This is a genomic window from Nonomuraea sediminis (genome assembly GCF_018531495.1).
GTDB classification, from domain to species: Bacteria; Actinomycetota; Actinomycetes; order Streptosporangiales; family Streptosporangiaceae; genus Nonomuraea; species Nonomuraea sediminis.
This window is the reverse complement of the sequence record NZ_JAHDTI010000002.1, coordinates 479,729-499,304: the sequence shown is the minus strand read 5'-3', so window position 1 is coordinate 499,304 and position 19,576 is coordinate 479,729. Positions and strand designations below refer to the sequence as shown.

At 67.5% G+C, this 19,576-nt stretch carries 20 protein-coding genes and 1 tRNA gene; 13 read left to right on the top strand and 8 right to left on the bottom strand.

What is annotated here, in order from left to right:
* Nucleotides 1–4: 4 nt before the first annotated feature.
* Nucleotides 5–454: a phospholipase domain-containing protein gene (locus tag KIK09_RS10510; protein ID WP_372455659.1), complete on the bottom strand. Its 450-nt coding sequence runs from the start codon at nt 452–454 to the stop codon at nt 5–7.
* Nucleotides 455–989: 535 nt separating this feature from the next.
* Between KIK09_RS10510 and KIK09_RS10505 the strand changes: the two genes are divergently transcribed.
* Genes KIK09_RS10505 through KIK09_RS10480 form a run of 6 tightly spaced genes read left to right on the top strand, consistent with a single transcriptional unit; the run spans nt 990 to nt 6,176 of the window.
* On the top strand, nt 990–1,478 hold the full coding sequence (locus KIK09_RS10505) for a hypothetical protein (RefSeq protein ID WP_214318539.1): 489 nt from the start codon (nt 990–992) through the stop codon (nt 1,476–1,478).
* Nucleotides 1,475–2,512: a peptidoglycan-binding protein gene (locus tag KIK09_RS10500; RefSeq protein ID WP_250572886.1), complete on the top strand. Its 1,038-nt coding sequence runs from the start codon at nt 1,475–1,477 to the stop codon at nt 2,510–2,512. The genes KIK09_RS10505 and KIK09_RS10500 overlap by 4 nt, the downstream gene beginning before the upstream one ends.
* Nucleotides 2,509–3,213, top strand: a complete 705-nt coding sequence (locus KIK09_RS10495; RefSeq protein WP_214318538.1) for an ABC transporter ATP-binding protein — start codon at nt 2,509–2,511, stop codon at nt 3,211–3,213. The genes KIK09_RS10500 and KIK09_RS10495 overlap by 4 nt, the downstream gene beginning before the upstream one ends.
* A gap of 2 nt (nt 3,214–3,215) precedes the next feature.
* Complete coding sequence (locus KIK09_RS10490; RefSeq protein WP_214318537.1) at nt 3,216–4,406, top strand: ABC transporter permease; 1,191 nt, start codon at nt 3,216–3,218, stop codon at nt 4,404–4,406.
* A 16-nt stretch (nt 4,407–4,422) separates the two neighbouring features.
* Nucleotides 4,423–5,076: a response regulator transcription factor gene (locus tag KIK09_RS10485; protein WP_214318536.1), complete on the top strand. Its 654-nt coding sequence runs from the start codon at nt 4,423–4,425 to the stop codon at nt 5,074–5,076.
* On the top strand, nt 5,073–6,176 hold the full coding sequence (locus KIK09_RS10480) for a sensor histidine kinase (protein WP_214318535.1): 1,104 nt from the start codon (nt 5,073–5,075) through the stop codon (nt 6,174–6,176). The genes KIK09_RS10485 and KIK09_RS10480 overlap by 4 nt, the downstream gene beginning before the upstream one ends.
* Before the next feature lie 392 nt (nt 6,177–6,568).
* Here KIK09_RS10480 and KIK09_RS10475 read toward each other — a convergent pair whose 3' ends face one another.
* A complete protein-coding gene (locus KIK09_RS10475) occupies nt 6,569–7,246 on the bottom strand; it encodes a hypothetical protein (protein ID WP_214318534.1) in 678 nt (225 codons plus the stop codon).
* A 269-nt stretch (nt 7,247–7,515) separates the two neighbouring features.
* On the opposite strand from KIK09_RS10475, the gene KIK09_RS10470 reads away from it, so the two are divergent.
* From KIK09_RS10470 to KIK09_RS10445, 6 genes are all read left to right on the top strand, one after another.
* Complete coding sequence (locus KIK09_RS10470; protein WP_214318533.1) at nt 7,516–8,142, top strand: class I SAM-dependent methyltransferase; 627 nt, start codon at nt 7,516–7,518, stop codon at nt 8,140–8,142.
* Between the two features lie 159 nt (nt 8,143–8,301).
* The gene (locus tag KIK09_RS10465; RefSeq protein ID WP_214318532.1) at nt 8,302–8,580 is read left to right on the top strand and encodes a DivIVA domain-containing protein; all 279 of its coding nucleotides are present in this window, start codon (nt 8,302–8,304) and stop codon (nt 8,578–8,580) included.
* A gap of 285 nt (nt 8,581–8,865) precedes the next feature.
* Entirely contained in the window at nt 8,866–9,426 is a 561-nt protein-coding gene (locus KIK09_RS10460) for a YciI family protein (protein ID WP_214319595.1), read from the top strand.
* Between the two features lie 2 nt (nt 9,427–9,428).
* Entirely contained in the window at nt 9,429–10,256 is an 828-nt protein-coding gene (locus tag KIK09_RS10455) for a phosphotransferase (RefSeq protein WP_214318531.1), read from the top strand.
* 80 nt (nt 10,257–10,336) lie between these two features.
* Nucleotides 10,337–11,401 carry a serine hydrolase domain-containing protein gene (locus KIK09_RS10450; protein ID WP_250572885.1) on the top strand — a complete coding sequence of 355 codons (1,065 nt, stop codon included), beginning with the start codon at nt 10,337–10,339 and terminating at the stop codon, nt 11,399–11,401.
* 264 nt (nt 11,402–11,665) lie between these two features.
* The gene (locus tag KIK09_RS10445; protein WP_214318530.1) at nt 11,666–12,712 is read left to right on the top strand and encodes a hypothetical protein; all 1,047 of its coding nucleotides are present in this window, start codon (nt 11,666–11,668) and stop codon (nt 12,710–12,712) included.
* A 71-nt stretch (nt 12,713–12,783) separates the two neighbouring features.
* Here KIK09_RS10445 and KIK09_RS10440 read toward each other — a convergent pair whose 3' ends face one another.
* From KIK09_RS10440 to KIK09_RS10415, 6 genes are all read right to left on the bottom strand, one after another.
* Nucleotides 12,784–13,353: a GTP-binding protein gene (locus KIK09_RS10440; RefSeq protein WP_214318529.1), complete on the bottom strand. Its 570-nt coding sequence runs from the start codon at nt 13,351–13,353 to the stop codon at nt 12,784–12,786.
* On the bottom strand, nt 13,334–13,729 hold the full coding sequence (locus KIK09_RS10435) for a DUF742 domain-containing protein (protein WP_214318528.1): 396 nt from the start codon (nt 13,727–13,729) through the stop codon (nt 13,334–13,336). The genes KIK09_RS10440 and KIK09_RS10435 overlap by 20 nt, the downstream gene beginning before the upstream one ends.
* The gene (locus KIK09_RS10430) at nt 13,726–14,157 is read right to left on the bottom strand and encodes a roadblock/LC7 domain-containing protein (protein WP_214319593.1); all 432 of its coding nucleotides are present in this window, start codon (nt 14,155–14,157) and stop codon (nt 13,726–13,728) included. The genes KIK09_RS10435 and KIK09_RS10430 overlap by 4 nt, the downstream gene beginning before the upstream one ends.
* Nucleotides 14,157–16,328: a sensor histidine kinase gene (locus KIK09_RS10425; protein WP_308164012.1), complete on the bottom strand. Its 2,172-nt coding sequence runs from the start codon at nt 16,326–16,328 to the stop codon at nt 14,157–14,159. The genes KIK09_RS10430 and KIK09_RS10425 overlap by 1 nt, the downstream gene beginning before the upstream one ends.
* 232 nt (nt 16,329–16,560) lie before the next feature.
* Nucleotides 16,561–18,222: a TROVE domain-containing protein gene (locus KIK09_RS10420; RefSeq protein ID WP_214318526.1), complete on the bottom strand. Its 1,662-nt coding sequence runs from the start codon at nt 18,220–18,222 to the stop codon at nt 16,561–16,563.
* Between the two features lie 243 nt (nt 18,223–18,465).
* A tRNA-Glu gene (locus KIK09_RS10415) sits at nt 18,466–18,539 on the bottom strand.
* A gap of 150 nt (nt 18,540–18,689) precedes the next feature.
* Between KIK09_RS10415 and KIK09_RS59965 the strand changes: the two genes are divergently transcribed.
* Complete coding sequence (locus KIK09_RS59965) at nt 18,690–19,523, top strand: helix-turn-helix transcriptional regulator (RefSeq protein WP_214318525.1); 834 nt, start codon at nt 18,690–18,692, stop codon at nt 19,521–19,523.
* Nucleotides 19,524–19,576: the final 53 nt, after the last annotated feature.

Genomic DNA, 19,576 nt, shown 5'->3' with positions numbered 1-19,576 from the left:
TGCTTCAACCGGAGATGCTGGGAGCGCCGTTCTCGATGTGGCCCATGAGCCGGCGGAGGAAGTGGGGGTCCTCAGGGCAGGTGATCGACACGTCATACCAGCCGTGCGCATCCTCGCAGCGGATCATGACGGTTTCGGGCCGGTCCGGGTGAACGTTGAGTGGGTCGCCGGCGATGCGCACGTGAACGATGTGTCCGGTGAGGTTCTCGATCTCGAGCGCGACCGCCCGCGGCTCCGCCATGATGCAGCCGCGGACCGCGACGAAGTCTCCTGACGAGCCGCGCAGTCCCCGGCGGAACCCGTTCGGCCCCGTGAGCACCAGGTCGTACTCGGGCGCGGTCACCGTGACCGACGTCCCGCCGAGCACGTCGAAATGCCGCGGGAACTCGAACTCCCCGCCGTAGGGGAAGAGCGTCAGGCGCACGCTCTCCGCACCGCTGTTGGTCATCGTCAGCTACAGCGCGGATGGTGGCCATTGCCCGCCGCGCCGACTTGCGTGAGTACGGCGACCTCACTCTGTGGCAGGAGTTCGGCAACTGTTTCTTGATAAGTCTCTCAAGTACGGCTATTAGACCCAGCGCGCGGTGTTTGGGGTCCTCGCGGTTTATGTTGTGGCAGTGATGGTTTTACGGGTGCCCAAAATGAGGGCTTTTTGTACCGGCCAAACCCATCCCAACGCCGACCAAATCCCTCATAATGATCACGCCCGCGCCGACCGCCTGAAGTACTCCCCAACATCGCGCCCGGAACTGGAGGACTGGCGGGCCGCATGGGCGGACGGTGGGCGGCCTGGCGCGGGCACTCGACCTCGGCTTGGATGACGAGGTGATCGAGCCGCCAAGACCCGCGACGCTATCGCCGGATCTTCGCGTAAGCCGCTCCCGCACGTGGCATCCACGGCAACACCTCGCCTCTAAAATGCCGACATAAAGACCGCTTAAACAAATTTGCTTAACACACTTTTAATAGTCGCCGAGCAATATGCCGGTATGACGCAGAAAGGAATCTGGATCGCCACTCTGGTCGCGATCCCACTTGTGCTGACGGCGTGCGCAGGACAGAACACCAGCCCTGGAGTCGCCTCCGCCGGAGAGGGCACAGCGGCCCCAACTTCTTCGGGCGACCCGGCGAAATACGCCGCGTGCCTGCGCGAGCACGGCCTCACCGTGACGCAGGACAACGACAGCCTGATCGTACGCGGCCCCGACCCGCAGACGGGCGCGGCGGCGGAGCAAGCGTGCAAGCAGTACGCCCCGGTGGTCGCGGGAATGACGGCCGAGGAGAAGAAGAAGGCCATGGACCAGGCGCTCAAGTTCACCGCCTGCATGCGCCAGAAGGGCGTGAACATGCCCGACCCGCAGCAGGACGAGAAGGGCGGCATCAAGCTGGACCCGCCGCAGGGCATCGACCAGGACGCGCCCGCGGTCCAGGAGGCGCAGAAGGCGTGCCGGCCGCTGATGGATCAGAGCTCGCGATGAGCCACAAGGTCGTGGTCGTCGGGTCCGCGGTGCTCATCGCCGTGGCCGTTGGCGGCGTGGCGGCGATCGCGCCCAGTAAGGACTCGGCCATGCCCGCGGCCGCCTCCGCCGCGGTCGTCACGGCGGAGATCACCCGCTCGGACCTTGTCGACACCAAGCAGGTCGGCGGCACGCTCGGCTACTCGGGCCGCCGCGCCCAGCCGAACAAAACGATGGGCACCGTGACCAGGACCCGCGCCGAGGGCACGGTCGTGCGCCGCGGTCAATGGCTCTACCAGGTGGACCGGCGCCCGGTCGTGCTCATGTACGGGTCGATCCCGATGTACAGGAAGCTCGTCATCGGCTCCAGCGGCGCGGACGTCGAGCAACTCGAGCTCAACCTCAAGAAGCTCGGCTACGACTCCGGCACGGTGGACGACGACTACACCTGGCGGACCGGCCAAGCCGTACGCGACTGGCAGAAGGACAACCGCCTGGCCAAGACCGGAACGGTAGACTCCACGCAGGTCATCGTGGCCTCCGGGGCGCTCAGGATCTCCAGGAACACCGCGGTCAAGGGCGACGGCGCGGGCGCGTCCGTGGTGACGACCACGAGCACCTTGCGTGCTGTGCACATCGACCTGCCGGCGTCCTATCAGCAGTTCGCCCGCATCGGTGCCACGGCCGTCGTGGAACTGCCCGACGGACGCAAGGTCAAGGCGGAGATCCGCTCGGTCGGCACGACCGCCACGGCGGGAGCCGACAAGAACAGCCAGGCCACGGTCGACGTCGAGGCCACCGTGACCGGCAAGCTCGGCCGTCTGGACCAGGCGCCGGTGACCGTCGACCTACGGACCGAACGCCACGGCGGAGTCCTGTCCGTGCCCGTCGAGGCGCTGCTCGCGCTGCGCGAGGGCGGTTACGGCGTACGCGTCATGGACGGCGCCACGGGCCGGATCGTCGCGGTCAAGACCGGCCTGTACGCGGTGAGCCGCGTCGAGATCTCCGGCCAGGGCCTAACCGAGGGCATGAAGGTCGAGGTCCCGCAGCCATGAGCCGAGACGTGGTGATCGAGCTGGTCGGCGTGACCAAGGAGTACCCAGGCGACGTGCACGCGCTCCAGGGCGTCGACCTGCGGGTCGAGGCCAGTGAGCTGTTGGCGATCATCGGCCCGTCCGGGTCGGGCAAGTCGACGTTGCTCCACACGATCGGCACCCTGGACCGGCCCTCGGCGGGCATCGTACGGATCGCCGGCTACGACGTGGCCGAGCTAAGCGATCGCGAGCTGTCGGCGCTCAGGGCTCGGCACATCGGTTTCGTGTTCCAGCAGTTCCACTTGGCCGATGGGACGTCGGCGCTGGACAACGTGGCCGACGGTCTGCTGTACGCCGGGGTGTCGAGGCGCGAGCGCCGGGAGCGGGCTGCCGAGGCACTCGAGCGGGTCGGCCTGGGACACCGGCTGAGCCACCGCCCGAACCAGCTCTCCGGCGGCGAACGCCAGCGGGTTGCCGTGGCCCGCGCGGTAGTCGGCGAACCGGCCCTGCTGCTGGCCGACGAGCCGACGGGCAACCTCGACACCGCGTCGGGCGCCGAGATCATCACGATCCTGCGCGAGCTGAACCGGGCGGGCACCACTCTGGCGATCATCACTCATGACGACGACGTCGCCGAGGCCACGCCCCGCCGAATCCGGCTCCGCGACGGCCACGTGATCGCCGACGAAGTGTCAGGCGCGACGGCGTGGAAGCAGGTGTGACCATGACCGAACGACTGTCGCCGGCCCGGCTCAGCGCCCGCGACGTGGTGTGCGTGGCCGCGGTCGGGCTGCGGACCCGCCAGACGCGCGTGGCCCTGTCGGCGCTGGGCATCGCGATCGGCATCGCGACCATGATCGCGGTGCTCGGCATCTCATCGTCCAGCCAGGCCAGATTGCTGCGTGAGCTCGACAGCCTCGGCACGAACATGCTGACGGTGACTCCGGGCCAGCAGCTCTTCGGCGGCCAGGCCAAGCTCCCCAAACGGGCGCTGACCATGATCCAGGCGATTGACCCCGTCCAGCAGGTCGGCCAGACCGGCGACACCGGCCTGCCGATCTTCCGCAACGACCGGGTGCCGTCTACCCACACGGGCGGCCTGCAGGTCCGCGCCACCTCGCTGGACCTGCTCAAGATCCTGCAGACCCCGGTACGGCACGGCGCCTGGCTGAACGCGGCCACCGCGGCGCAACGCGCGGTGGTGCTCGGCGCGTCGGCCGCCGACAGGCTGGCCGCGACGGCGGGTGACCAGGCGTGGATCAACGGGCAGTGGTGGACGGTCGTCGGCGTGCTTGACGAGTCGCCGCTGGCAGAGGAGATCGACGCATCCGCGCTGATCGGCTTCCCAGCTGCCAGCACGTTCCTGCATTTCGACGGGTATCCGACCACCATCTACACCAGGTCGAGCGACGAATACGTCTCGGACGTGCGCGCCGTACTGCCCCGTACTGCCAATCCGGAGCACCCGGAGGAGGTGTCCGTCAGCCGGCCGTCGGACGCGCTCGCGGCGCGAGCCGCAGTGGTGGGGGCGTTCACCAACCTGCTGCTGGGCATCGGCGGGGTCGCGCTGCTCGTCGGTGGCGTCGGCGTGGCCAACACCATGGTCATCTCCGTGCTGGAACGGCGGCGCGAGATCGGCCTGCGTCGCTCGCTCGGCGCGACCCGGGGTCAGGTACGCGTCCAGTTCCTGGCCGAGTCGCTGCTGCTGGCCGGACTCGGCGGCGTCAGCGGTACGGCGCTCGGCGTTACGGTCACATACATGTACGCATTCCTGCAGGGCATGCTCACGGTCGTACCGGCAGGGGCGCTCGGCGGCGGGCTGGCGGCGACCCTGTTGGTCGGCACCGTGGCCGGGATCTACCCGGCGATGCGCGCCGCCCGTATGTCGCCCACGCTGGCGCTGACGATCGCATGATTGGGACCATCGAGACATGCGCGTGCTGATTGCGGAGGACGAGCAGGTCTTGGCCAGCATTGTGGCGGTCGGGCTCCGCAAGGAGAAGATGGCCGTGGACGTCGTCCACGATGGCGACGCCGCGCTGGAGCGGGCGATGACCAACGACTACGACGTGATCGTGCTCGACCGCGACCTGCCGAAGCTCCACGGCGACGAGGTGTGCCGCAGGCTTGTGGCCGAACGCGTGCCCGCTCGGATCATCATGCTCACTGCGGCGGGCGACCTGCGCTCGAAGGTCGAGGGCCTGTCGATCGGTGCGGACGACTACCTACCCAAGCCGTTCGACTTCCCCGAGTTGGTCGCCCGGCTGCGGGCGCTGGCCCGCCGGGTCGCGACCAATATCCCGCCGGTCTTGTCCCGTTCCGGCATCACGCTCGACCCCGCCCGGCACGAGGTTTTCAGGGACGGCCGGTACGTGGCGCTCAGCCCGAAGGAGTTCGCCGTACTCGAGGTGCTCCTGCGGGCCGAGGGCGCCGTGGTCAGCGCCGAGGACCTGCTGGAGAAGGCATGGGACGAGAACATCAATTGCTTCACGAACTCCGTGCGGGTGACCGTGGGGACGTTGCGCAAGAAGCTCGGCCACCCTCCCGTGATCGAGACGGTGACCGGCGCCGGGTACCGCGTGTGAGCGCGCGTCGCCTTCCCGTCAGATGGCGGCTGACCGTCGTGTACGGCAGCCTGTTCTTTCTGGCCACAGCCATCCTCGTGATCGTCAACTACATCGTGGTGACGCGGGTCATCAGCCAGCCGATCGAGGTCGGTGGGCACGGCCAGCCCCCGCCCGTGAACGAGATCTTTCGGCAGCAGGTCATGGTCGAGGTCGACAGCTACAAGAGACGGGTCATGGACTCGATCGTGGTGTGGTCGATCCTGGCCACCGTACTCGTCGGCCTCGGTGGGCTGGCCGTCGGCTGGACCGTCGCCCGGCGCGCACTGAGCCCCTTGCAGCAGGTCACCGGCACGGCCCGGCGACTGTCCGACAGCACCCTGCACAGCCGCATCTCCATGGACGGCCCACGCGACGAGATCAAGGAACTGGCCGACACGTTCGACTCCATGCTCGAACGCCTCGACCGCGCCTTCGACGGCCAGCGCCGCTTCGTCGCCAACGCCTCGCACGAACTCAAGACGCCGCTGGCGATCGACCGGGCGCTGCTGCAGGTGGCGTTCGCCGACTCGACGCTCCCCGCAGAACTGCGGCCGGTGCGCGACTCGCTGCTCGCCTCCAACCGCCGCCAGGAACGCCTCATCGAAGGACTGCTCATGCTCGCCCAGACCGAGCACGAGCTGACGGAACGCGAGCCGGTCGACCTGGCGGACCTGGCCCGCTCCGCCCTCGGACAGTACGAGGGGGTGGAGGCAGAACTGTCGCCTGCCCCGGCCTCAGGCGACGCGGTGCTGCTGGAGCGGGTCATCGCGAACCTGACCGACAACGCGGTCAAGTACAACTCCTCACAGGAGTTTGTGAGAGTGCGCACCGGCTCGCGGCCTGACGGGGCCTTCGTCGTGGTGGAGAACACCGGCCCCGAGGTGGCGTCTTTCGAGGTGCCGCGGCTGTTCGAGCCATTCAGACGGCTTGACGACGACCGCACAGGGTCGGCGTTGGGAGCGGGGCTCGGCCTGTCCATCGTCCGGGCCGTCGCCCACGCCCACGGCGGCACCGCGGAGGCAGTGCCGCGTGAAGGCGGCGGGCTCGTGGTAACCATACGGATTCCCGCTGTTGCGTGATTCTTTTTCCGGCCACCTCGACGAGGCGGCCGGGGTTAAAGGCGTTGGAGAGCAGGTGGTTCGCTGCCGGGACGGTCTCCAACGATCCGGGAGCGGCCCAGGTGTCGATCAGTTCGGGCCAGACGCTTCTCAACGCCAGAAAGCGAGCGAGTTGGGGGATGTTTCGGTGATCTCCGAAGTCCCCAGCCTTCAGGGGCATCGGCTCCGAGAGCTTCGAAACAGGCTCGCAGTGCGACAAGCGCATCGCGATCCACGTCGTTCATCCTGCCATCTCACTACGGCCGGCGACGCCGAGCCGGTGGGTGTACGAATGTGTTCCGCTACCACGTACGTACGAGCAGAGGTACCACCTGGCTGAGGTTGATTCACCTTCAGGGAGTGTGGGTACCGCGTCATAGGCGATTGCCTGGCGACTGGGGCAGCCCTCCCATCCATCCCCAGAAGTGCAGAATGATTCCCACCATGACCGGCATCATCGTCGCGGCCCCGCTCCATTCTCCCGGCGACATCTGGAATCCGCCGAGCAGCCCGCCGTAAACCGGTAGGCCGATGCAGAACCATGGAGGGAACGGGAAACCATCGACCCGCTCCGGTGCGTGGTTCCCGATGTTCCAGCCGAGATAGGGCCACCGACGCAAGCGTCCCGCAGGGATGATGCGTGTGCCTTCAGGAAATTCCACAATCGCGCGCCGCGCGAGACCCTCGCCGATCCGTACCGAGAGGATCTCCTCCTCAGCCATGTCATCCAGCCACGGATGCCACATGACCCGCTGCCAATAGCCTCTGCCGCCGTCCAGCGGAGTAAGCCTGAGCATGGGGCACCTGGCCAGCCCCATACGGTTCGCGACATGCGCACGCACCAGCCACTCGGTTGGTGCGGCCGACGCGGCCTTCCGGTTGAGAATCCACCGTCCAACCCAAGCCGACAGGCACCAGACAAGGACGGCACCGATGACCATAGGGGGTGCGAAATCCCCCTCGGCGATCTGGACCGCCGCACCCACCGGCAGCCCCAGACAGAGAGCGGTCAAACTGACCGCAGTGACGTGACGGCTTCCGTAAAGGGACACCCGTGCTCCATCTCAATGGCCTTTCCTGCATAACGCTCCAGAGCAGGCGAACGTCCCCGGCGGATGGAAGGCTGAAGCAGCCTTGTGGGACCAGAAGTCGCTCGCGACCATGTCTCTCGTTGATCAGCGAGTGGCATCAGAACTGGCTGAGCACGGCACCTGAAGTCATGCGCGAACCAGGGCCGGACAGCCCGCACGCCGAACCACGTGTGTGACTGACGTTCTTGCTCACCTGTTGTCGAAGATCCCGTGTGGGGCAGGATGGCGCGATGAGCGTGCGCTATGACGATGTGATTGGTGCCCTTCGAAGGGCGTACGACGATGGTGCCAGGCGACGCGACGCCAGCGGTAAGCCTCCTTGGAAGCTGGCGGAGCGGGAGACGTTCCTGGGGCGCCTGAAGGACCAGGGTTGTAGCCGTTTGCTGGAGATAGGCGCTGGAACGGGTCAGGACAGCGCGTACTTCCAGGAAAATGATCTGGAGGTCGTGGCTGTCGATTTGTCACCTGCCATGGTGGCGCTCTGTCGGGAGAAGGGTCTCGAAGCGCACGTCATGGACTTCCTGAACCTCGATTTCGCGCCCGGGTCGTTCGACGCCGTGTATGCGCTGAACTGCTTACTGCACGTGCCGAACAGTGACCTTCCCGCGGCTATGGACGCGATCTGCACCCTGATGCGCCCCGGTGGCCTGTTCTTTCTCGGTGTCTACGGCGGAGGCAACCTGACGGGGGAGGGTCAGTTCGAAGACGATGATCACGATCCTCCCCGGTTCTTTTCGTTCCGTAGCGATGAGGAGCTTCGGGAGTACGCGCGCAGCTCCTTCGAGATCGTGGACTTCCACGTCGTGGGGTCTGATGAGCTTCGGTTCCAGTCGGTGACGTTGCGGCGTCCTGACTAGTGGGGTGCCCACGAACGTTCGCCGTGTCTGATCACGCGGCTTATGGCAGGCATCCAAGCGGTACGACGTTCGCGGCGTTGGGCCTCTCCGCATGGAGTAACGTTCCGCCTTCGATGTGATCTATTGAGGAGTGCACCGACACGTGGCAGCCTCAGCCTCATGGATGAACCGGTGGAGCATGGGCTAGGCGAGTTCTTCGAGGAACCGTCGCAAAGGTATGAATTCGACGTGGTTATGCGCGGCTACGATCGCCACTCTGTAAACGACCTGTTCAGCCGGATCCAGAAGACCTTCGACGGTACCGCCGACGAACTCGAACGGGTCACTCCAGATGTCATCCGAGCCGCCAAGTTCGGCGTCGTTATCCGCGGCTACCATCGCCAACAGGTGCATGACGCACTCCTCGACTGCATCCGGCGATTGCAGTCACCAGCCTGAGGCCCCAACCAAGTACGGCAATGCGAATGGCTGCCGGGGACTGCCGGCACTGCCGATGATCGTGTCGACCGATGAGGCGCTGTGATCTCGAGCGGGGTGGAAGATCGATCGCGAACGTTAGTGTCGGTCTCACCGCACGAGAGGGAACGCGGCGGCCCACAGGTGCCGGTCAGCTCCACCCTCGGCCTCCTGCCCCCTTCGGATCCGTGAACGAAGATTCTAGGCAAACGGATTTCCTGACCCCTGGCGTACTCAAGAGGTGGTCTTCCAGGGCAGCCTGTGGGCATGGAGTTCTTCTGCTACCACCGTGATCGGGTCGGGTCCCTGGCGCTGCGCGTCGAGCTGTTGGAAGAGCACTGGTCCTACATGGACCGGTATGCGGAGCAGATGATCGCCCGCGGTCCGACCATGGTCGGGGAGACGCCCACTGGCAGCGTGCACATCGTCGACCTGCAGGATGCTGCTGCCGCGCGTGCGTTCGCCTTCGATGAGCCCGGATATCAGGCCGGTGCGTATCGGGATGTGCTGCTGCGTCGGTGGCGGAACATGCTGGGGCGGACCATGTGGGATTTTCCCGGCGGGCGGGACGGTGACGACCGGTATCTGGTGATCGGTCTCGGGTCGGGGGAGGAAGCTGACCTCGCCGTGCCGCTCGACCGTGACGAGCTGATCGCTCGTGACGAGCTGATCGCTTATGGGCCGCTGCTGTCCGACGACGGCGCCAGTTGGCTGGGGACCGCGGTGCTGGTGCGGGCGCCCGACCCCGGTACGGCACGCGCCGTCCTGACCCCTGGCCGGTATGCCGACATCGAGGTTCACCACTGGCAGTTCGGAGGGCGGCGATAGTGATGCCCGACGGGCTGTTGGAGATCGTCGATTCGCTGTTGCCTGGTGCGCGGCTTGATCGGGCGCGCTTCGTGCGTGGAGGAATGCACGACGTCGTGCTGCTCCCCGGCGTGGCATCGGTGCGGGTGAGTCAGCGCCTGTCCGGGGCGCAGGCCATGCCACGTCGGGTGGAGATCCTGCGCGCGGTAGGCGCGGCCGGGTTGCCGTTCGAGGTGCCCGAACCGTTGACGCCGGTGGTGCGGTTCGAGGAGCGCGCGGCCGTGGCGCTTTCCTGGATCGAAGGGACGGGACTGCCGGAGGGCGAAGGCGATCCCGGGCAGATCGCCGGGCTGCTCGATGCGCTGCGGGAGTTGCCTGTCACGCCGGAGCTGCGTGCCCTGCTGCCCGCGCCTCGGGTGCACGGCGACCATTGGGTGCGGGTGCTGGCTGAGGAGGTCATTCCACGGCTGCCGGGCAAGTGGCGGGTCGAGGCCGAGCGATGGCTGGCCGAGGCGATGGCCCTGGAGGCGGTCCCGGATTCGCTCGTGCACGGCGACCTCGTCGGGGGCAATGTGCACTGGAGTGAGGACGGCAAGCTGATCGGGGTGCTCGACTGGGACAGGGCGCACCTGTTCGACCCCGCGGTCGATGCCGCCTTCATGGGATGGCACGGATGGGGAAATGTACGGCGTGCTGTGGACGAGGGCACGTATCGCCGCGCGCGGGTCTGGGATCGGCTGTTCGGCATCAACATCCTCTGCGCCGTGTTCCTGCTCGAGGGTGAGCCGCTAGCTAATGTCGACAGCTACGTGGAGCACATCGCCGCCTGGCTGGAGGAGTCCGGCGGCTAGGCGGTGCTGTGGTTTTCCGCAGGTGGGTCGGGTGGGGCGCCGCATTCTGGCGGGGAACGAGCTTCCGTAGCGTCTTCAGCATGATGCAGACGATGATGAACGTGCTGGTGGCGGCGGCTGTTGCGGCTGGTGGCCAGGGGGACGGGGTGCGCCACGACCTGGAGGAGATCGTGGCCGGCAAGGGGGCGACGGCGGCTCTGGTGCGGGTCTCTGACGGGGGGCGGACCCGGGCCGATGCTGTGGGGGTGCGGGACATCGAGCGCGGAGGGCGGCCCTCGGCCAACGGGTACTTCAGGATCGGGAGCGTCACCAAGACGTTCGTCGCGACCGTGGTGCTCCAGCTCGTGGACGAGGGGAAGTTGGGGCTCGACGACCCCATCGACCAGTACCTGCCGAGGCTGGTGCCGGGCGGGGATCGCATCACGGTCCGGCAGCTGCTCAACCACACCAGCCATCTGTACGACTACATGAGCGAGCCGGGGTACTCCACCAACCGGTGGCGCGGCGACCAGCGGTTCCGGTCCTACCAGCCGCGGGAGCTGCTGAAGGTGGCCTTCGCCAAGAAGCTGCCCGATGACGGCAAGTGGCATTACTCCAACACCAACTACGTGGTGCTGGGGCTGCTGGTGGAGAAGCTGACCGGCAGGCCGTACGGCGAGGAGGTCACGCGCCGGATCCTGCGGCCGTTGGGGCTGCGTCACACGCTGGTGCCGGGTGATCGGGCGGGGGTGCCGTCGCCGCACGCCAAGGGGTACGAGCCGACCCCCGAACTCGTGGACGCGACGCGGATGAATCCCTCGCTGGACTGGGCGGCGGGAGAGATGATCTCGACGACGGCGGACCTGGAGCGGTTCATGTCCGCGCTGCTGGGCGGCAAGCTGACCAGCGCCGCGTCGCTGCGGGCCATGCGGACGCCGGTCGAGACAGGGGTGGGATTCGGCTACGGGCTCGGGCTGCAGGAGTACACGCTGCCGTGCGGCAAGGTGTGGGGGCACAGCGGTGAGCTGATCGGGTACCTGACGTTCGCGTTCCGCTCGGACACGGGCAAGTCGATGACCATGTCGATCAACCCCTCAACGCGCAACCCGTCCACCGCGGAGGTCATGGGCATCGCCGTCAAGGCGCTCTGCGGATCCACAGGCTGAGGACAGACAGGATGAACCGGGCGGTCTGCCGCGAGATCGCCCGGGTGGGTGTGACATGACGCTATGCCGTAGCTCGTGTGGCGCGGCAACGGTAGGCCTTCTGTCAGTTTCCTGTGAATTGTCGTCGAGTCTGCAGTGATGGCTGGGGCTGTCGCGGCAGGTAGTGCCCGCCCTGATCGCGTCTGCGGGCACCCGGCGCCGTGGTTGACCGAACATGTATTCGTATGGCTTGATCGTTTACGTGAGTCGATCAGGAGATGATGCATGAAGCGCTTTCTCGCCGTCTTAGCCGCCAGCCTGCTGACCTCGGGGCTCACGGCCGCACCGGCCCGGGCAGCCGTGAGCACGAGCCCGCTCTCCCCGGACGTGTCGACCGCTCAGCAAGTCGCGGCGTTCTGGCTCGGGAACGGCGGGGCCAACCTGGCCAACGCCACGCCGTACAACGTTCAGGCCACGGTCCCGGGAAAGAGGGTCTCTCAGCGGGGCGGCGTTTCGCCCGGTACCAAACCCGGTCTCGTGCCGCCCTTGCTCCCGAGCACCTCTGATCCGTCGAAAGCCAAGACGCCTGCCTCCACGGGCAAGGTGTTCTTCGTGGGCGCGGATGGGCAGCCGCACTGGTGCACGGGGACCAGCGTGCAGTCTGTCCACCGCAACGTGGTCGCGACCGCGGCGCACTGCGTGTACGACGTCGAATCCAACATGGACCCGCTCCGCCAATGGGTTTTCGTTCCCGACCATGTCGCGGGCACGACTCCGTCGGGTCTCTACGTGGGCAAGCAGGTCGACGTCCATTATGACTTCTTCTTGTACAACGACTTCGACCGCGACTATGCCTTCGTCAACGTCTACAACGGCGTCGTCCCCACTCCCGAAGGCGGGCTCACCGATCTCGGGACGTTGGGTGACAAGGTCGGCGGGCAGGGGCTGGCGTACAACGAAAAGCTGGGCATCCCGGTTGACGTGTTCGGTTACCCGGCCGGGCCTCATCCGGACGGCACGCGGCCGTACACGGGGGAGACGATCGAATCGTCCAGCGGTCACACTTCCGGCATGATGGTCGTCCCCATACTGAAAGGTGAGGAGCTCATCGCTGTCGATTCCGGGTTCACAGGCGAAGGGTCCCTCGGCTCCTCCTGGCTGACGTCCTACGACTACGGCAAGCGCGTGGGCTACCTCAACGGGATCACCATCAGCGTTACCGACCTCGACGGTGATCTACGTTACGACACGAGCCTCTCCGCGTACTTCGACAGCGAAGCGGCGGAGGTCTATGGCGTCGCCGACACGCTCCCGACCGGGTCGATCGCGTAGCCACAGACTGCGGAATGCGGGCGAATGCACCCGCATTCCGCGACGCGCCGTCATTGCACGGCCAGGCTCCGTCAAGCCACCGGGTGCGTGGTCATCAGGTGGTCGATGAGGGACAGGAGGACGTCGCGGCTTGCCGTACGGTCGCGGGCGTCGCAGAGGACCAGGGGCACCTGGGGATCGAGAGCGAGGGCCTTGCGGATCTCCTCCGGGGCCCGGTCCCTGACGCCGTGGAAGCAGTTGACGCCGACGACGAAAGGGATGCCGCGGCTCTCGAAGAAGTCGATCGAGGCGAAGCTGACATCCAGCCGGCGGGTGTCGACCAGGACGACCGCGCCCATCGCTCCGTTGACCAGGTCGTTCCACATGAACCAGAAGCGTTCCTGGCCAGGGGTGCCGAACAGGTAGAGCACGAGTTCGCGGCTGAGGGTGATGCGTCCGAAGTCCAGCGCGACGGTGGTCGTGGACTTGCCGCTCACCCCTTCCAGGTCGTCGACGCCGACGCTGGCATGGGTCAGGTACTCCTCCGTGCGGAGGGGGGCGACCTCGCTCACCGCGCCGACCAAGGTCGTCTTCCCGACGCCGAAGCCACCGGCGATAAGGATCTTCACTGCCAAGGGGGCATCAGAGCTTGCGAAGCCCATCCCTCACCGCCTCAAGAATTGACATACCGGGCCGGCTGCCGCCCGCCTGGGCGAAGGCCAGCGGTGGCCGGGACCTCATCAGCTCGGCCTCGATCAGATCGCCGATGAGGATCTTGGTCACGGACACCGGAAGGTTCAGCGCGGCGGCGACCTCGGCCACGGCCAGGGGCCGCTCGCACAGCGCGACGATGGTGCGGTGCTCCGGCTGCATTCTCCGCAGACCCTGTCTGGCCTGCGGAGTGACCTGGGACGTCACCAGGGTGATCAGCGTGAGGTCGTCCCGCTCGGGGCTGGTCCGTCCGCCGGTGATCGTATAGGGACGGACAAGGGGCTCGTCGGCGTCATCGTCGTCCGAGCCCTCCGCCCAGTGCTTCATCCGTGTCTCCCCCCCTCATCCAGTTGCGGGGTACGGGTGTCGGTTCCGAGCTTCTGGCCGACCTGCTGGACCAGGGTGTGCATCGCGACGCTCATCAGTTCGGCGTCGACCTCCTGGGAGGCGACCACGGCCAGATGGGTGCCGCGGCCCGCGGTCGTGATGAACAGCCACAGCTCGGCCATCTCGATGATGACCTGCTGGACCGGGCCGCCGCTGAAGAGCTGCCCGACACCGCGGGCCAGGCTCTGCTGGCCGGTGGCGATCGCCGCGAGGCGTTCGGCGTCCGAGCGTTCGATGGTCTTGGACCGGCTGATCACCAGGCCGTCGTCGGACAGCACGATGGCGTGCCTGGTGCCCGCGACCTGATCGACCAGGCCGTCAAGGAGCCAGTCCAGGTCGCGGTTGGTGGCGGTGGTTCGCTGCGTCATCATCGATCTTCCGTGGTTGGGGAACCGGGCTCGGGGGGTTCAGTCCGGCGCCTGCGAGACTGCCGCTGGAACGCGCCGATCGTCGCACTTGATCGGCTGGGCTGGTCGCGTGCGGCCCAGGTCTGTTCGTCCCCGGCTGCCGGGGCTTTGAGCTCGGTGACCAGGTTGGCCTGGCGGACCCGCTGGGGCAGCGGCTGAAGGTCGGAGTCCTGATCCGGTGATCCGGTGGGTCCTGTCACGTATGCCATCGCGCGTCCCCGGGAGCGGGTCGGCAACTGCTCGTCTGGTTCTGTCTGCGGGGGAGCGGCGGCAGGGGCGGGAGGCGCGTCCTCACGCGGGCGGTCCACGATCAGCGGTTCCGGCAGCAGCACGATGACGCGGGATCCGCCGAAGGCCGAGGACCGCAGCTCCACCTGGAGGCCCAGGCTCGCGGCGAGCCGGGCGACCACGTACAGGCCGAGCCGCACGTCGTCGGCGTGGGTCATCACGTCGAGCTGCGGCGGCTCCTTCATCAGCGCGTTCGCGGCGGCGTACTGCTCGGGCTCCATGCCCAGGCCGCGGTCCTCGATCTCCACGGCGACGCCCCGGCTGACGAGCGCGGCCCGCACCTCGACGGGGGTCTGCGGCTTGGAGAAGGAGGTGGCGTTCTCCATGAGCTCCGCCAGGACGTGGACCAGCGGTCCCACCGCGCGCTCGGTCACCCAGGGGTCGCCCTCGACGTCGACCGAGATCCGCCGGTAGTCCTGGACCTCGCCCTGCGCGGCGCGCAGGACGTCGAGCAGGCGTACGGGCTTGCGCCAGCGGCGCTGCGGCTGCCCGCCGCCGAGGATCACCAGGTTCTCCTCGTAACGGCGCAGCCGGGCGGTCAGATGGTCCAGGTCGAACAGGCCCTCGAGCACCTCGGGGTCCTCGTACCTGCGTTCCAGCTCGTCCAGTTTCTTCAGCTGCAGGCCGATGAGGATCTGCGTACGGCGGGCGATGCGCTGGAGCATGCGCTGGAAGCCACGGTGCTGCTCGGCCTGCCGTACGGCAGTGAGGACAGCGCTGCGGCTGGCCAGATTGAGCGCCTGGCCGAGCTCGCCGAGCTCGTCGGGGGTGGGCTCGACCACGTGCACTTCGGCGTTCACGTCGACGTCCTCGCCGCGCTCCAGCCGGGCGACCACGTCGGGCAGCCGCATCTGGAGCTGCTGGGCTTCCTGGCGCAGGTGGCGGATACGCCGGCGCAGGACGGCGGTGAGGCGCCAGGTGGTGAAGATCACCAGGGCCAGGGCGAGCAGGCTCACGCCGGTGATGCTGAGGAAGATCACGAAGAGCTGGTTGGCGTGGCCGTAGCCGAGCTTGCTGACGTTCTCGAGCCGGAGGGTGAGGAGTTGCAGCAGTTGCTCGCGGACCGTGTCCACCGAGGATCGCCACGCGGAGGCCTGGTCGGTGCTGACAGGTCGCCCCTCGATGGCGGTCATGGTCTGCCAGGCCTTGCTGGTCGTCAGCGTTCTGTACTGGCTCTCGTTGCCGGTGAGGCTGGGGGCCACCCGCGACTGCAGCAGGTGCTTCCTGGCGCCGACGGCGTCGGCGACGAGAGCGTACTCCTCCTTCGACAGGTCCCCTGTCTCCCAGCCACGGGCCAGGACGGCGTCTTCGCGGCCGATCATGTCGATGACCCAGAAAAGGTCGATCAGCGTCTGCGCCTGACTGTTCACCTTGGTGTGCTCGGTGCGGCTGAGGGCGGTCAGAACGCCGAGGTCTGTCTCGATGACCTCGCTGTAGTAGTCGAAGGCCTTCTGCTGGCTGGACCAACCGGCATCCACCGCCCGGCGCTGCTGGTCGAGGAGGCCGAGGCTGCGGTCGGTCCTGGCGATGGCGTCGGCGAGGCCCTCCTGCCCGCCGGCGGTCTGCAGGGTCGCCAGCGGGCGGAAGGCGCTCACGGCCTTGTCGGTGACCGCGCGCTGCTTAGCGAGCTTGTCACGGGAGGTGTTCCTGGCCTGGGTCTCCGCGGTGAGCCGTCGCTCCTGCTCGAGGCTGAGGAAAAGGTCGGCCGCGGGGCTGCCGACAGTGTTGGTGGCCAGATCCATCTGGGCCTTCTCCGCCCGCCACTGAGCGGCCAGCTGGAACATGCCGGAAGCCAGCAGCGGGGTGAAGGTCACGCTCGGGACGAGCACCACGATGATCAGCACGGTGCGTAATTTCAGTCGGCGCGGCCCGCCCACGGCTCCTGTTCGTCGTCGCCCGACCCTGCCCAATCCAGCCACGTGCAGGACACTCTCCTCAGATCGGTGCGCGCATGACGAAATCGCCAAAATAGGTGGCCCGATAGTAGCCATACGGCAGGTGAGTCGAAAGCCCCTGACCATGAAGGGTGTGCGTCGATCTGTGGGCCCCGCGGCCGAATCAGGCCGCGGGGGCTGGTCAGCGTACGAATCCGTTGATGATGAGGGGCAGCGACGCGTCCAGGCCGACGACGTTCAGGACGCCCTTGTCCTTCGGATCGGCGATCGAGTGGCCGACCGCGGTCATGGCCGCGACGATCACGCGGGCGTCCGGGTTGACCGCCCGGCGGTAGGCGTCGAGCGCCTGCGTCGGGTGGGAGCGCCCTGCCCAGGTCTCGTTGTCGGTGAAGATCACGAGGGCGTCCGCCGCGAACTTCTTCCTCGTCGCCCAGGTGAACGGCAGCGACAGGTCGGTGCCGCCGCCCGAGGGCTCCCAGGAGGCGATCTCGCGCAGGTTGGTGCGCGGGGTCACCTTCGAGGCGTGCACCTCGGTGTCGACGTCGATGACGTGGACGTTGCCCTTCTCGATGCGCGCCAGCATGACCGCCATGGCGTTGGCGACCTCGTACGGCGAGCCGATCGGCGAACCACCGACTACGACGCCGCCGCCCCAGTTCATGGATCCGGAAGAGTCGACGGCGACGAGCAGCCGCTTGCCGGACGGCTCGACCGTGCCGAACGACAGCTCGTAGGCCTCCTCCAGCGCGTCGAGGATCGCCGGGACCGGCTGCCACGTCTGGACGTCGGCGCGCGGGTTCGGCTGCGACCGGCCGCAAGCGTAGACGCGCATCGCCAGCCACGCGTCCAGCGGGTGGATGCGGGCCTTCAGCAGGGCGTCCCTGTCGGTCAGCCGCGCGACCGCGCGCCTGGTGGCCTCGCTCATCGGCTCGAGGGTGCCGATCCTGGTCATCCGCGCCAGGTTGCGGATCAGCGCGGTCATGCCGACCGTGTCGATCAGCGCGTCCCACACGTCCGGCTCCTTGAGCATGGCGTCCGGCAGGAACTCCCACGGCACCCGCGCCTCGGCGACCACGCGTACCGCCTCGTCGGCCGAGGTGACGGCCTTCGCGGTCAGGAAACGGTCCACCGCGGGCAGGGCCTCCCGGGCCTGCTCGTCGGCGACGTTTCCGGCGATCCAGCCGAACAGCGTCTTGCGCTCCTCAGTGTCGGCCACCGGGTGGGCGATGCGGAGCGCGTCCCTGAGCGAGAACGCCTCGCCCTGCGGTGTCTTGCGCTGGGCGGCCTTGCACGCCTTGAACGCGACCGCGTCGGCGTCGCCGTACAGGAACCAGGAACTGAGCGCTGTGCGCAGCGAACGGCCGATCGTCGGCGCGGCGCCGCGGGCGGTTCGCTTGCCGCCCAGGTTCTTGTAGTAGCCGAAGAACTGGGCGAGGTGGTCGGTGGTGCGCGCCACCTTCGCCAGCGCCGGCTTGGCGGCCTGGCGGGTGTCGGCGTCGCCCTTGGCGTAGCAGGCGGCCAGCGCGAACAGGGCGGGGCGCTGCTTCGGAGCCCGCGGCGGGCGTGCGGTCGAGATGTCGGTCAGCAGTCGGACGACGCGCGGGCCGTCCTCGTTGATCGCCTGGAACACCACGCCCGCGTTCTCCGCGGTCAGCATGCCTTCGGACACGTAATAGGTGCCGCCCGTCGTGCCCAGGATGAGGAAGTCCTCCAGCCTGGTCCACAGGTCCTTGCCGAAGACGTAGCCGCCGGCGGCGTTCTTCACCTGGTCGGTGCGGCCGGGGATGGGCTGCGTCTGCGGGGTGGCGATCGTCGAGACCGCGGCGAGGGGGTCACGTGCCATGGTGCTCTCCTAGGGGCGGATATGCGAAGGGGAGCGGATGTGGTGGTGTCCACCGGTGATATGCCAGGTGCTCTTCCAGGCTGAGCTACCACCTCGGGGTGGGCAGGATTCGAACCTGCGACATCCTGATCCCGATAACCGATCGACTTCGACCCGCTCCCCGTTCGTCAGCCCTGCCGGCGGCACGGATGTGGCGTACTGACCGGCGTTAGATGTGCTTGGCCGCTGCACCACACCGCCCGGGGGCGGCGCCGGGATTCGAACCCGGGTCCTCGCTTTGAGAGAGCGATAACCGACCAGATTCGACCCGTGCCACCGGCAGGGCTGACGGGTTCGCGGAGCCGAGAGACTTCCAGGCCTCACGAACCACCTCAACCGTAGCGATCAACGCGCTGCACCACACCTGGATTTTTTGGAGTTGGGGCGAAGGGCGGATGGGGTTGGTCTGTGGTGTTTAGTCTGTATTGGTGCGAGACGGGACGCCGCGGATGCCGGACGACATGGCGGACGTCGTCCTGGTAACCGGCCAGGTTCAGGAATACAGCGGCAACGTCCACGAAGAGCTCAAGCTGGTGCTCGTCCCCGAATCGGGCTTCACCGTGCGACGGCGCGGCACGGCCTACCGGGCGGCGCCCGGGCAGTTGATCGCCCTGCACGCCGACGATGCCCACTCGGGTACCCCTGAAGACCCCGGCTCGGCGGGCTGGCTGATCATGTGTGTGTCTCCGGGGTTGATCGCCGAGATCGTGCCGCCGGAGCGGCTCCGGTTCGAAGACCCGGTGATCCCCGCCGGTGGGCTGGCGACTCGCTTTCAGTCTCTGCACCATGACCTGTACGAGCCTGCGTCGGACCCCGGAGCCACGCTGCGGCGGGAGAGCCGGATGCTGGAGTTCGTCTCCGCTCTGGCATGGCATTCGACCGGCGCCTCGAGCGCGGCGGTCGGCGCGGCGGGAGCCGTAGCCGAGATCGTCAGGGACTACCTCCGCGAGAACCTGACCCGGAACGTCACGCTGGACGAGCTCACCGACGTGACCGGGGTCAGCAAGTACCGGCTGGTGCGGCTGTGCACCATGCACTACGGCCTTCCTCCGCACAAACTGCACATGCGGCTCCGGCTCGACCATGCGCGGGAGTTGCTCCGGCGCGGCGTGGGAATCGCCGAGGCCGCGTACGAAACCGGGTTCCACGATCAACCGCATCTGACTCGCATGTTCGCCCAGGCCTACGGCGTGACCCCAGCGGTCTACCGGTCGACCTACAACGGGGTGGTCTGGTCGGTCCCGAGCGTGCGCGGGCGGTGAGGGCAAGAACATGCAAGACGATCGGTGGCCTTGATCCGTAGGTTCCTTTCCAG

Bases quoted from the DNA above. Each gene is read 5' to 3' on its own strand.
- KIK09_RS10430 (WP_214319593.1), bottom strand. From the start codon at position 14,157: ATGACGCAGCGAACCACCGCCACCAACCGCGACCTGGACTGGCTCCTT.
- KIK09_RS10460 (WP_214319595.1), top strand. From the start codon at position 8,866: ATGGAGTTCTTCTGCTACCACCGTGATCGGGTCGGGTCCCTGGCGCTG.
- KIK09_RS10485 (WP_214318536.1), top strand. From the start codon at position 4,423: ATGCGCGTGCTGATTGCGGAGGACGAGCAGGTCTTGGCCAGCATTGTG.
- KIK09_RS10420 (WP_214318526.1), bottom strand. From the start codon at position 18,222: ATGGCACGTGACCCCCTCGCCGCGGTCTCGACGATCGCCACCCCGCAG.
- KIK09_RS10495 (WP_214318538.1), top strand. From the start codon at position 2,509: ATGAGCCGAGACGTGGTGATCGAGCTGGTCGGCGTGACCAAGGAGTAC.
- KIK09_RS10490 (WP_214318537.1), top strand. From the start codon at position 3,216: ATGACCGAACGACTGTCGCCGGCCCGGCTCAGCGCCCGCGACGTGGTG.
- KIK09_RS10445 (WP_214318530.1), top strand. From the start codon at position 11,666: ATGAAGCGCTTTCTCGCCGTCTTAGCCGCCAGCCTGCTGACCTCGGGG.
- KIK09_RS10465 (WP_214318532.1), top strand. From the start codon at position 8,302: ATGGATGAACCGGTGGAGCATGGGCTAGGCGAGTTCTTCGAGGAACCG.
- KIK09_RS10505 (WP_214318539.1), top strand. From the start codon at position 990: ATGACGCAGAAAGGAATCTGGATCGCCACTCTGGTCGCGATCCCACTT.
- KIK09_RS10435 (WP_214318528.1), bottom strand. From the start codon at position 13,729: ATGAAGCACTGGGCGGAGGGCTCGGACGACGATGACGCCGACGAGCCC.
- KIK09_RS10440 (WP_214318529.1), bottom strand. From the start codon at position 13,353: ATGGGCTTCGCAAGCTCTGATGCCCCCTTGGCAGTGAAGATCCTTATC.
- KIK09_RS10455 (WP_214318531.1), top strand. From the start codon at position 9,429: ATGCCCGACGGGCTGTTGGAGATCGTCGATTCGCTGTTGCCTGGTGCG.
- KIK09_RS10470 (WP_214318533.1), top strand. From the start codon at position 7,516: ATGAGCGTGCGCTATGACGATGTGATTGGTGCCCTTCGAAGGGCGTAC.
- KIK09_RS10500 (WP_250572886.1), top strand. From the start codon at position 1,475: ATGAGCCACAAGGTCGTGGTCGTCGGGTCCGCGGTGCTCATCGCCGTG.
- KIK09_RS10450 (WP_250572885.1), top strand. From the start codon at position 10,337: ATGATGCAGACGATGATGAACGTGCTGGTGGCGGCGGCTGTTGCGGCT.